We start from the raw sequence: 10,859 nt of genomic DNA, 5'->3' as shown, positions 1-10,859 counted from the left end.
GGTCGGCCCGCCGCCCTCGTGGCGGCGGGCCGACCGGGCCTGGGGCCTAGTGCTCCAGGGCGGAGCGCAGCTCCCAGAGGGTGCGCCAGGTGGCGGCGCCCTGTTCGGCGCGGCGGCGGACCGGGCCGTCCCAGTAGCCGAGCAGCCGGGCTGCGTCGGCCGGGTCGTCCTTGCGGACGACGCCGATCAGCTGGCCGGGGAGCCGGCCGAGCAGGTCGCCGCCGTCGGGCAGGTACGCGGCGCCGACCCCGAGCGCGGTGGCCACCGAGACCGCCTCGGCGGTGCTCATCACGGTGGACGGGCGTTCGACGTCCCAGCCTTCGGTGGAGCGGCCGGTCCGCAAGTCCCGGAAGGCCGTGACCAGGGCCTCCAGCACCGCGTCGTCGACCGCGAAGGCGGCCCCGGCGCGGGCGACGGCGGCGGTGGACTGGCGGCGGACCAGCTCGACCTCGGCCGCCAGGCTGCCGATCGGCCCGACCGTCTCGAAGTTGAACCGGCGCTTGAGCGCGGCGGACATCTCGCTGACGCCCTTGTCCCGCAGGTTGGCGGTCGCGATCAGGGTGAAGCCGGGGGCGGCGTGCAGCTGGCCGTCCGGGGTGCCGGACAGCTCGGGGACGGCGATCCGCCGCTCGGAGAGCAACGACACCAGGGCGTCCTGGACCTCCGGGAGGCAGCGGGTGACCTCCTCGACCCGGGCGACCGCGCCGGTGGTCATCGCGCTGAGCACCGGCGAGGGCACCAGCGCCTCGCGGCTGGGGCCCTTGGCCAGCAGCAGGGCGTAGTTCCAGCCGTACTTGAGCTGGTCCTCGGTGGTGCCCGCGGTGCCCTGGACGGTGAGCGCGCTGGTGCCGCAGACGGCGGCGGCGAGGAGTTCGGAGAGCATCGACTTGGCGGTGCCGGGCTCGCCGACGAGCAGCAGGCCGCGCTCGCCGGCGAGGGTGACGACGCAGCGTTCGACGAGGGCCCGCTCGCCGACGAACTTCTGCTCGATCGCCAGGCTCCTGCGCCCGGCCTTGAGCTTCTCGCCGCCGCTGCCCATCACGAAGGTGACGACGGCGCGCGGGGTGAGCCGCCAGCCGGGCGGGCGCGGGCCGGAGTCGTGCGCGGCGAGGAACTCCAGCTCGGCGGCGAACCTCTCCTCCGGCGGGACGACCTGCCGGGCCGGGGCGTCGGTGCCGGCGGTGGAGGTACTGGTGGCGAGAGTGGTGGTCATCGGCGGGCCTTCCTGCGCTTGCCGGTCCGGAGCTCTTCGAAGCCGGGGGCGTCCCCGTCGGTGACGCGCTGCCAGGCCCGGGCGAACAGCTCCGGGACGGCGGAACGCGGCAGCACGTCGTGGTGGGTGGGGAGATCGTAGAGGGCGGCCTTCCAGGTCTCGACGGGCAGACCGGGGGCCTTGGCCTCCTGCCAGCCGCCGGGGAGGAAGAGGGTGCGCCCGGCGCGGGCCCGCTTGGCCTCCATGACCAGGCCCGAGGCGAGGAGTTCGGCGCGCGCCTTCTTCAGCCGGGCCGGCTTCCAGCCCGTCCAGCGCGCGGCATTGCGGTCGGTCGGGTCGGGCAGGGCGAGCAGCTGGAGGTAGAGGACGGCGGCGTCCTCGCCGAGCTCGTGGGTCTTGGCGACCTCGGTGACCAGCTCGGGCACCGTGAGCAGCGGGTGCTGGAGCCAGACCTCGGCCCCGTCGACCGGAGCACCGGCGGCACCACCGGCACCGGTAGCGCCCTCGCTGCCCGGCAGCTCCGGGAGGACGACCAGCCGGTCCAGCTCCCCGTCCAGGAGCGCCGTGAGCACCGTCCGCTGACGGGACAGCCAGTAGCTGTCGCCCAGGCCGGCCAGCTGGTCCAGCGCCTGGTCCTGCGCCCCGTCGAGGCCGGCCGGGCGCCACCAGATCTGCTCCGCCTCGTCCTGGGTCGGCGAGAGCACCAGAGCCTCGCCGCAGCGGACCAGCCCGTCCGCGTCGGCGCCGCCCTCGGCGGGCAGGCCGAACCGGGCGCGCAGCACGGCGGCCAGCGGCTCGCCCTTGCTGTTGCGCCGCAGGTCGTAGGAGAGCAGCAGCCCCGGGTCGGCCAGACGGGTGTGCAGGGCCCGGACGGCGGGTGCGAGCGAGGCGCGCAGCGGACTGTTCCAGGGCAGCCGGTAGGCGAGCCAGGCGAGCGCGGCGGCGGCCTCGGACAGGGTGTGGTAGTCGGGCAGGGCCAGCGGGTCCTCGGCCTGCAGGACGGGCGTGGCCGCCTCCCCCAGGGGGAGCACCCGTTGGCGGGTGGTGCGGCTCAGCCACGGGGTGGTCGCGAAGTTGAGGATCTCCTCGACCCGCTGGATGGTGGTGCCACTGACGGTGGACTGCTCCGCCGCGGGCAGGGTGACCAGTCGGCCGAGGCGGGCCGTCCAGTGCGCGGCGCCGGCGGCGCTGTCCGGGCCGGTGCTCCAGAGCTCCTCCGGGTCGGCGGGCAGCAGGGCGGACCAGACCTCGCCGAGGGCGCCCCGTTCGCACCCGCGCAGCCAGTCGCGGGCGGCCTTGGCCTCGCCGGACTTGAGGCCGTACTCCTTGAGCGCCTCGGGGGGCAGCGGCGCGCCGTACCAGTGGATCAGGGCCTCGGTGGGGCTGAACAGCAGGGTGGAGCGGACGGCGCCGATGCCGGTGCGCGCGCCGAAGTCGGCGGCGCGGACGGGACGGTGGGTCATGGCGCCGTGCTCGCGCAGCAGGGCGGTGAAGCGGGCCACCCACGCCGCGTCGACGGTCTCCTCGGTGCCGCGCTCCTCGGCGGTGCCGAAGTGGGCGACCGCGCCGAAGGCTCCGCTCGGGTCGTGGTCGACGGCGATCCAGTGCGCCTTGTCCTCGTTGTGGTGGCTGCAGGCGAGGACGACGACGGTGCGGTCGCCGTGCCGCCAGACCTGGCCGGCCCGCCGCTCGTGCTTGCCCTGCTTGGCGGTGGGGTCGGTCAGCGGCTCGGTGAGGACGATCTCGCGCAGGGTGGCGCCCCGGTCGGCGAGCGGACCGGCGGTGAGCTCGGTGAGCAGCAGCGCGAGCGACTCGCGCTGCTCGGCGGAGGTGAGCGGGGCGGCGGCCGCGTAGGCGAGGGTGCCGAGCCGGCCGAGGGTCTGCAGCCAGCCCTGGTGGTCGTCGTCGCCGTGCAGCGCGATCTGCCGCGGGGTGCTCCAGCCGTCGCCCTCGGCCGCGGGGGGCTCGGCGAGGACGGCGGTGACGGCCCTGAGGTTGTTGAGGACGCGGTAGTTGGCGCTGCGGTCCCAGGAGCGGCCGAAGCCGCCGACGCCGGGCAGCAGCAGGGCGACGGCCTGGCCGAGCTCGTAGTCGGTGCCGTGCTCGGGCCGGTAGGCGCACTCGACGGCGCCGGAGCCGCCGACGGTGCGGCCGTCGTCCTCGGGCTGCGGGAGGTAGCGGGCGATCCGGTCGAGCAGGTCGGCGGCGGTGCGGGCGAGTCCGGTGACGCCGGCCAGCAGCAGCCGGTGGGTGACGCCGGGCAGGACGCCGGCGACGGCGTCGACCGGCAGCCGCTCCTCGGGCTTGTCGCCGCTGACGACCGGGCGGCGCACGCCCTGGACGGTGATCCAGCGCTGCCGGGCGGCGGGCACGGGCTCGGCGTCGGCCGGCCAGGCGGCGTCGATCAGCCGGGCGGCCTGCTCGTGGCTGATGCCGCGCAGTTCGGTCGAGCCCTGCTCGTCGCGCGGGCGCAGGACGTGCCAGTGGGCGAGCGGCAGGACGAGGGCGGTGCCGGCGCCGCCGAGGCCGCCGGGGTGGCCGGGCTCGAAGTCGGCGGTGAAGCCGGCCGGGTCGGCGGTGACGGTGCCCTCGGCCGGGGAGTCCGGGGCGGGCAGGGCGAGGGCCAGTTGGCGTCCGCGGCCCTCCTGGAGGACCGGCCGGGCGCCACCGGGCAGGGTGAGCCGGCCGAGCGGGTACAGCGATCCGCCGCTGCGGGTGTTGGCGGCGACGAGCGTGGTGCCGTCGGCGGTGACGGTGGTGGTCCGCTTGCCGTCCTTCCGGAGCCAGCTGCCGAGGACGGTGCCGTCGGTGCCGAGCGGGGTGGCCTCCAGGCCGGGCTGGAACGGCAGCAGCCAGGTGCGGCGGATGTCGAGGCGGCCCGCCGCGGCGCTCGCGGCGATCCGCGGCGGCTCGGCGGCGCGGCCCGCGCTGCCGGTGGCGGCGTCGAGCTCCTCCATTTCGGGGCCGCCGGAGCGGCGCTGGGCCGTCCAGTGGCCGGTGCCGTCGCCGAGGACGCGGCTCTGGGCGGGGAGCACGGTGTCGCCGGCGTGCAGCGGCCGGTGGCCGCCGGTGCGGCCGCCGCCGGGCAGCGGCAGGGTCGGCGTGTCGATGTCGCTGCCGCCGTAGTAGTGGGCGATCCGCTCGCCGCCGAGCTCGAAGATCTCGGCGGGGCGGCCGGACCAGTAGGCCCGCTGCTTGCCCTCGTGGGCCCAGGCGACCAGGAGTTCGCCGTCGACGAAGCGGAAGCGGGGACGGTGCCAGCTGTCGAGCTTGTCGGGGATGCGCAGGGTGTGCTCGAACACGATGCCCTGCGGGCCGGCCACCACGACCTGGTTGCCGCGGGCGAGCACCAGGTTCGGCCAGGCCTCCTCCAGCAGCAGCCCCTCGGGGAGGTTGCGGCCGCTGCCGACGCCGGGGGTGTCACCGGCCTCGACGCCGAGCCGGACGAGCGCCTCCTCCAGGGCGGGCCAGCCGAGTTCGTCGAGGATGCCGCCGCGCAGGGTGTCGGCGAGCAGTCCGGTCACGTCGAGTGCGGCGATCCGCCGGGCGGCGGCCGGGTTCTCGTCCCGGACGGCGGTGCGGTGGGCGCTCAGCTGGTGCAGGATGCCGCTCGCGCTCTCCAGGCCGCGGGCGGCCGTCAGCTCGTCGGCGCGGGCGTCGGACCACTCGACGAAGAGTTCGCGCAGGACCGGGCGGGCGGCGAGGCGGCGGCTGTCGACGGTGTCCCAGACGGGCGGGACGGCGGCGCGCAGCGCGGGCCGGAAGCGGGGGTCGGCGGCGAGGGCGGTGAGGGTGCGGCCGTCGGTGTCGGAGGCGGCGACCCAGTCCTGGAGGACGAAGCTGTGGCCCTCGGCCGGGTCGGCGACCGGGACGCCCTCGGCGAGCAGCAGGTCGAGGAGTTCGAGCTGGGTGGCGCTGCGGCGCACCCCGGTGAAGAGGTCGACCGGCACGGCCTCGGCGCGCAGCCGGTCGAGCATCCGGTGGGTCAGCGCGACGGTCTCGGTGCTGAGGCCGAGGGTGCGCCAGCCCCGGCCGAGGTGGTTGGTCCAGCGCTGGAGCCAGGCGGCGGCCGGCTCGGCCGCCGCGGCCCCGGCGGCCGGCTCGGCGGGCAGGTCGGTGAGCAGGCGCTCGGCGCCGCTCTCCGCCAGCACCGCGAGCCAGCCGGCGTCCTGGCGGGTGCGGTCGTCGCTGGCCGGCGGGTCGGGCATCAGCTCCAGCAGGCGGGCGCGCACGGCGGCGTCGCCCCGGCCGAGCTCGACGACCGCCTCGTGCCAGCTCTTCCAGAAGGTGCCGGGCGCGCGGTTGACGGCGGGCGAGGCGAGGAGTTCGAGCAGCAGGGCGCGCTCGTGCTCGTCCCGGTCCAGCCCGGCGGCCTTGAGCAGGGCGCGGGCGTCCTCGGCGACCCCGGCGTAGGGGGCCATGCCGGCCGCCGAGCGCTCGGTGCACAGCTGGCGGAACCGCTGCCAGGCGGTCAGCGGGTCGAGCCGGCCGCTCAGCTCCTTGACGTACTGGCGCAGCGCCTTGACGGTGAGGGCGCCGGCCAGCGCGAACTCCAGGAAGACGGCGCGCAGCCGCTCCTCGTCGACGGGCAGGTTGTGGGTGCGCTCGGCCTCGCGGGCCCGGCCGAAGAAGGTGCTCGCGTAGGTCTGGTTCTCCTGCTCCAGGAAGATCCGGCCGACCTGCTCGCAGTAGGTGGGCAGGAAGTGCGGGACGGCGCGGCCGAGCCGGCGGGCCAGCTCGTCGAAGCCGTCCTTGGCGTGGCCGGGCTTGGACTTGGCCTGCCGGGCGAGCCGCTCCATCTCCTTGACCAGGGCGAGCGCGTGGTGGCCGTTGGCCGGGTCGTGCACGAGCGCCCAGGCGGGGAAGCCCAGCGCCTCCTGGCGGACCTGGCCGACCTCGACCGGCTCCTCGGCCGGGACGAGGCCCAGGAAGTCGACGGCGAGGTCCTCGGCGGGGCCGAGCGCGCCGGGGACCAGGCGGACGATCCGGCGGTCGTCGAGCGCGGGGTGGGCGTAGCCGCGGGCGGTGAGGACGTCGGCGGCGCTGTCGGGGGTGCCGGCGCCGGGCAGGGTGCCGGGGGCGAGGATCGCCCCGGACTCCAGCAGCCGCTGGTGGCGGTCGGCCCCGCCGAGGGCACCGGTGGTGGTGCGGTCGGCTCCGGTGGTGGTGCTCATGCGGCTTCCTCCCCTTCGATCGTGCGGCCGGCGTACAGTGCGGCGGCCATCCGCATCCCCTCGGACCAGGCGACCGGTCCGACCTCGGCCAGCGGCAGGACCTTGCCGTCCGGGCCGGTCCAGCTGAGCGAGCCCGTCTCGCACTCGTCGTACTCGTAGTAGTCGCCGACCCAGACCCTGGCCTCCAGGGCCCGCCCGTCCTCGACCACGGGCAGCACGGCGTGCCCGCCGCGGACCCGGTGGCCGAGCCTGGTGCAGCGGCCGAGCAGGTCGCGCAGCGCGGCGTAGCGGCCGCCCGCGTAGGTGTCGACCTGGGTGCCGGTGGCATCCGCCGGCCGGTGCCAGACCTCCCGGTACAGCTGCTGGACCTGCTGGGAGACGCCGAGCTCGACGGCGAACTCGCGCAGCTCGTCCAGCTCGTCCAGCAGGACCGGGTGGGGTATCCGCAGCTCGGTGCCGGTGAGCCGGACGGTGTCGCCGTCGAGGTCGACCAGGCCGATGCCGCGCTCCGGGTCGGCCCCGCGCAGGAAGCCGGCCACCTCTCCGTCGGCCCCGGTGACCACGAGGTCGCGCAGGACCTCGCGCCACGCCTCGTCCGCCCAGACGGCGGTGACGACGGCGGCGGGCACCGGCAGCGAGCGCACCATCCACCGCTCGGCGGTCTCCAGGCAGCCGCGCCGGTGGGCGTCCAGCCACTCGGTGAGCTGTCGGAGTCCGACCACCACCGGATCGTCGTTCAGCTTCGGCGGGACGGCTTTCAGCTGACGGCCCGCCGCGTTGCGGCAGACCACCTTGCCCTCCTCGTCGAAGGCGACGAAATAGCCGCCCGAACCCGTTTCAACCCACGCCACGGCCGCTCTCCTCCCAGCTGGTCGGTCAGTTGGGAGGAACGTAACGGGACACACTGACAACGCGGCGGGCAGGGAGGGGTACTGAACGGTAGGAAAGCGGTGGATCCCCGGTCGAACCCCGTTCAAACCGCTCGAACGGGTGGCCGGACGCGACCCACCGCTACCCGGCGCTGACGTCCAGTCGCAGGATCCGGTCGTCGCCCGGCCGCGGCGAGCCCCGGCCGTCGGTGTTGTCGGTGACGAGGAGCAGGCTTCCGTCACCGTCGGCCGCCACGGTCCGCAGTCGGCCGTGGTCGCCGCGGAGGAACTCCTGCGGGGCACCGGCCGCCCGGCCGCCGTCCACCGGGACCCGCCAGAGCCGGGTGCCGCGCAGCGCGGCCACCCAGACGGCGCCGTCGGCGAAGGCGATGCCGCTCGGCGAGGCGTCGGCGGTGTGCCACTGGGCGACCGGGTCGGTGAACCCCTCCCGCCCGGCGGTGCCCTCGACGGTGGGCCAGCCGTAGTTGCCGCCGGGGGTGATCAGGTTCAGCTCGTCCCAGGTGTCCTGGCCGAACTCCGAGGCCCAGAGCCGCCCCTGCGGGTCCCAGGCCAGCCCCTGGACGTTGCGGTGGCCCAGCGACCAGACCGGCGAGCCGGGGAACGGGTTGCCGGGCGCGGGGGTGCCGTCCCGGGTGAGGCGCAGGATCTTGCCGCCGAGGGAGTCGCGGTCCTGGGCGAGCGAACGGTCGTTGGCGTCGCCGGTGCCGGCGTAGAGGAAGCCGTCCGGGCCGAACGCGATCCGCCCGCCGTTGTGCCGGGGTCCGTGCGGGATCCCGCTCAAGAGGACAGTGGGAGCGCCGAGTTGGGAACCGGCCGGCCGGGAGGGATCGAGGTCGAGTCGGACGATCCGGTTGTCCGAGCCGGTGGAGAGGTACGCGTACACCCGGTGGTCGGTGGCGAAGTCGGGCGAGAGGGCGAGGCCGAGCAGGCCGCCCTCGCCGCCGGAGGTGACCCCCGGGACGGTACCGGCCACCACCTTGCCGCCGTCCTTCGCCGGGACCCGCAGGATCCGGGCACTGTCGCGCTCGGAGACCAGCAGGTCGCCACCGGGCAGGACGGCCAGACCCCAGGGGGACTTGAGACCGTCGGTGACGGTGCCCCGGACGGACACCGAGGCGGGGGCGGGAGGGGAAGAGGAGGCGGGGGCGGGGACCTCGGTCGAGGCGGAGTCCGTCGGAGCAGGGGTCGTCGACGCGGAGGCCGCCGGCGCGGAGGCCACCGGCGTGGAAACCACCGGAGTGGGCACGGAGGCCGCAGCACCCGCCCCCGAGGACGACCCACCGGCCGGGTCGGGACCGGCGGCCGAGGAGCAGCCCGCCGCGGCGGCCGAACCGAGGGCGATGGCGACGAGCAGGGCGGCGGTACGGCGGGGCATCGGTGACCTCCCGGAGGCGGCGCGGGCGACGGCGGCGGCGGCACGGACGTCCGGCGGACGCCCGTCCAGCAGACCACACCGGCCCCGACGCCCGCCCGGCAACCCGCCGCACCCGCCGCACCCGGCCCCGGGGCCCGCCCGGCAACCCGCCACACCCGGCCCCGACGCCCGCCCGGCAACCCGCCGCGCCCCCACGTCCGTTCGGGGGACCGCCGAGGACCGGGCCGGTCAGGCCGCCTTCCGGCCCCCCGCCCGCGGCACGATCACCGGCGCGCCGTCCCCGGGCGCCGCGAGCACATCGCTGTCGACGTCGTACAGCGCCCGCACCAGCGGCGCGTCCACCACCTCGCGCGGCGGGCCGCAGGCGATCATCTCGCCGCCGCGCATCGCCACCACCAGGTCGGCGTAGCGGGCGGCCGCCGCGAGGTCGTGCAGCACCATGACGACGGTGCGCCCGCCCGCCGCGACCTCGCGCACCAGCTCCAGCACCTCGACGGCGTGGCCGAGGTCGAGGGCGCTGGTCGGCTCGTCGAGCAGGACCACGGGCGCGTCCTGGGCCAGCACCATGGCCAGCCAGCAGCGCTGCCGCTGCCCGCCGGAGAGCCGGTCGAGCCGGCGGTCGGCGAACTCCTCGACGCCGGTGGCCCGCAGGGCCTCGGCGGTGAGCCGCTCGTCGTCGGCGGACCACTGCCGGAACAGGCCCTGGTGCGGGTGGCGGCCGTAGCGGACCAGCCCGGCCACGGTGACCGCCTCCGGTGCCTGCGGGCTCTGCGGCAGCAGGGCGACCCGGTGCGCGGCCTGCCGGGGGCGCAGCTTCCAGATGTCCTCGCCGCCGACCAGCACCCGGCCGGAGTCGGGCCGGTGCAGCCGGGCGATCGAGCGCAGCAGGGTGGACTTGCCGCAGCCGTTCGGGCCGACGACGGCCACCACCTGCCCGCCGGGCACGGTGAGGTCGACGCCGCCGAGCACCGGACGTCCGGGGCCGTAGCCGGCCGTGAGGCCCTCGACCGTCAACTCCATGGCGGATTCCTCGGTTTCGCAAAGGTGGCGGGGTAGCGGGGCGGTGCGGGGGAAACACCGAACGGCGGGCGCCCGGTGAGGGGGGCGCCCGCCGTCGGCGGGTCACTTGGCGGCGAGCGCCTTGCCGATGTCGCCGATCACGACGTCCGCGGCGAGCGGGCCGCCGCGGGTCGACCAGACCGAACCGTCCACGGTCACGGTGTGGTTGTTCTTCACGGCGCCGAGCTCCTGGTAGGCGGGCTTGGACTGGACGTCCTTCAGCGCGGCCTTGCCGTCGTCGGTGAGGGTCGACAGGAACAGCCAGTCGCCGTCGATCTCGTTGATCTTCTCCAGGCTGAGCGCCGGGGTGTGCGCGTTGCCGTCCTTGTCCTGGGCCTTCGGGCGGGTCAGGCCCATGTCGAGGGCGACGCCGCTGGCGAACTGCTTCTTCTCCATCCAGCTGGGGCCGGTCGGGTTCCAGCGGACGATGGAGACGGCCGCGCCCTTGTTGGCACCCAGCTCGCCGCCGGCCTTGACGGCCTTGGCGTCGTAGTCGGCGATGACCTTGTTGGCCGCCTCCAGCTTGTTGAGGGCGTTGCCGATGCCGCGGAAGGAGAGCTTCCAGTCGTCGGTCGGCGCCATCGTGACCAGGGTGGCGGGGGTGATCTCGCGCAGCTGCTTGAGGACCTGCTGGTCCTGCATGTCGCCGGCCAGGATGAGGTCGGGCTTGGCGGCGATCACCTTGTCCATGACGGGCTGGAGCAGGTTGCCGACCACCGGGATGCCCTGGACCTTGTCCTTCAGGTACGCCGGCGGCTCGTTGAGGCCCTGGCCGTTGGTGATGCCGGCCGGCTTGAGGCCGAGGGCGAGCACCGCGTCGAGGTCCTCCTGGGTGAGGGTGACGATGCGCTTGGGCTCGGCGGGGATCTCGACGGCCGTGCCGGTGGCGTCCTTGACGGTCCGCTTGTCGCCGGCGGCCGGGGCGGCCGGGCTGCCCGCGGCGGCGGTCGTCGCGGCGGACGAGGTGCCGGCGGCGGACGGGGAGCCCTTGTCGGACGCCTTGTCGGAGGAGCCCGACGAGCCGCAGCCGACGAGCAGGAGCGTGGCCGCCCCGGTGGCGGCCACCGCCTGGACCGCGCGACGGCGGGCGAGGTGCAGCGGGCTCTGGGGGGTCGACATGGATGCCTCCGGGCAAGGGTGTTACGTAC

Annotated in this window: 6 protein-coding genes; all 6 read right to left on the bottom strand. The window is 76.0% G+C overall.

What is annotated here, in order from left to right; translation table 11 throughout:
- Positions 1-46: 46 nt before the first annotated feature.
- The 6 genes from ACW14Y_RS31260 to ACW14Y_RS31235 all read right to left on the bottom strand — a co-directional run bounded on the left by ACW14Y_RS31260 (position 47) and on the right by ACW14Y_RS31235 (position 10,830).
- Positions 47-1,213: an ATP-binding protein gene (locus ACW14Y_RS31260; RefSeq protein ID WP_456984242.1), complete on the bottom strand. Its 1,167-nt coding sequence runs from the start codon at positions 1,211-1,213 to the stop codon at positions 47-49.
- Positions 1,210-6,387: a hypothetical protein gene (locus tag ACW14Y_RS31255; RefSeq protein WP_456984240.1), complete on the bottom strand. Its 5,178-nt coding sequence runs from the start codon at positions 6,385-6,387 to the stop codon at positions 1,210-1,212. The genes ACW14Y_RS31260 and ACW14Y_RS31255 overlap by 4 nt, the downstream gene beginning before the upstream one ends.
- Complete coding sequence (locus ACW14Y_RS31250) at positions 6,384-7,238, bottom strand: DUF4132 domain-containing protein (protein WP_380311751.1); 855 nt, start codon at positions 7,236-7,238, stop codon at positions 6,384-6,386. The genes ACW14Y_RS31255 and ACW14Y_RS31250 overlap by 4 nt, the downstream gene beginning before the upstream one ends.
- Positions 7,239-7,398: 160 nt before the next feature.
- The gene (locus tag ACW14Y_RS31245; RefSeq protein ID WP_456984238.1) at positions 7,399-8,652 is read right to left on the bottom strand and encodes a PQQ-dependent sugar dehydrogenase; all 1,254 of its coding nucleotides are present in this window, start codon (positions 8,650-8,652) and stop codon (positions 7,399-7,401) included.
- A gap of 228 nt (positions 8,653-8,880) precedes the next feature.
- Entirely contained in the window at positions 8,881-9,672 is a 792-nt protein-coding gene (locus ACW14Y_RS31240) for an ABC transporter ATP-binding protein (RefSeq protein ID WP_266273696.1), read from the bottom strand.
- A 102-nt stretch (positions 9,673-9,774) separates the two neighbouring features.
- Positions 9,775-10,830: an ABC transporter substrate-binding protein gene (locus ACW14Y_RS31235; protein WP_456984236.1), complete on the bottom strand. Its 1,056-nt coding sequence runs from the start codon at positions 10,828-10,830 to the stop codon at positions 9,775-9,777.
- Positions 10,831-10,859 lie beyond the last annotated feature (29 nt).

It is taken from the genome of Kitasatospora sp. cg17-2, assembly GCF_054031055.1.
The sequence above is the reverse complement of the archived record's forward strand: the minus strand, read 5'-3'. Positions and strand labels throughout refer to the sequence as shown.

Excerpts from the sequence above, each read along its gene's own strand:
- ACW14Y_RS31260 (WP_456984242.1), bottom strand. The coding sequence starts at position 1,213 with ATGACCACCACTCTCGCCACCAGTACCTCCACCGCCGGCACCGACGCC.
- ACW14Y_RS31255 (WP_456984240.1), bottom strand. The coding sequence starts at position 6,387 with ATGAGCACCACCACCGGAGCCGACCGCACCACCACCGGTGCCCTCGGC.
- ACW14Y_RS31245 (WP_456984238.1), bottom strand. The coding sequence starts at position 8,652 with ATGCCCCGCCGTACCGCCGCCCTGCTCGTCGCCATCGCCCTCGGTTCG.
- ACW14Y_RS31240 (WP_266273696.1), bottom strand. The coding sequence starts at position 9,672 with ATGGAGTTGACGGTCGAGGGCCTCACGGCCGGCTACGGCCCCGGACGT.
- ACW14Y_RS31235 (WP_456984236.1), bottom strand. The coding sequence starts at position 10,830 with ATGTCGACCCCCCAGAGCCCGCTGCACCTCGCCCGCCGTCGCGCGGTC.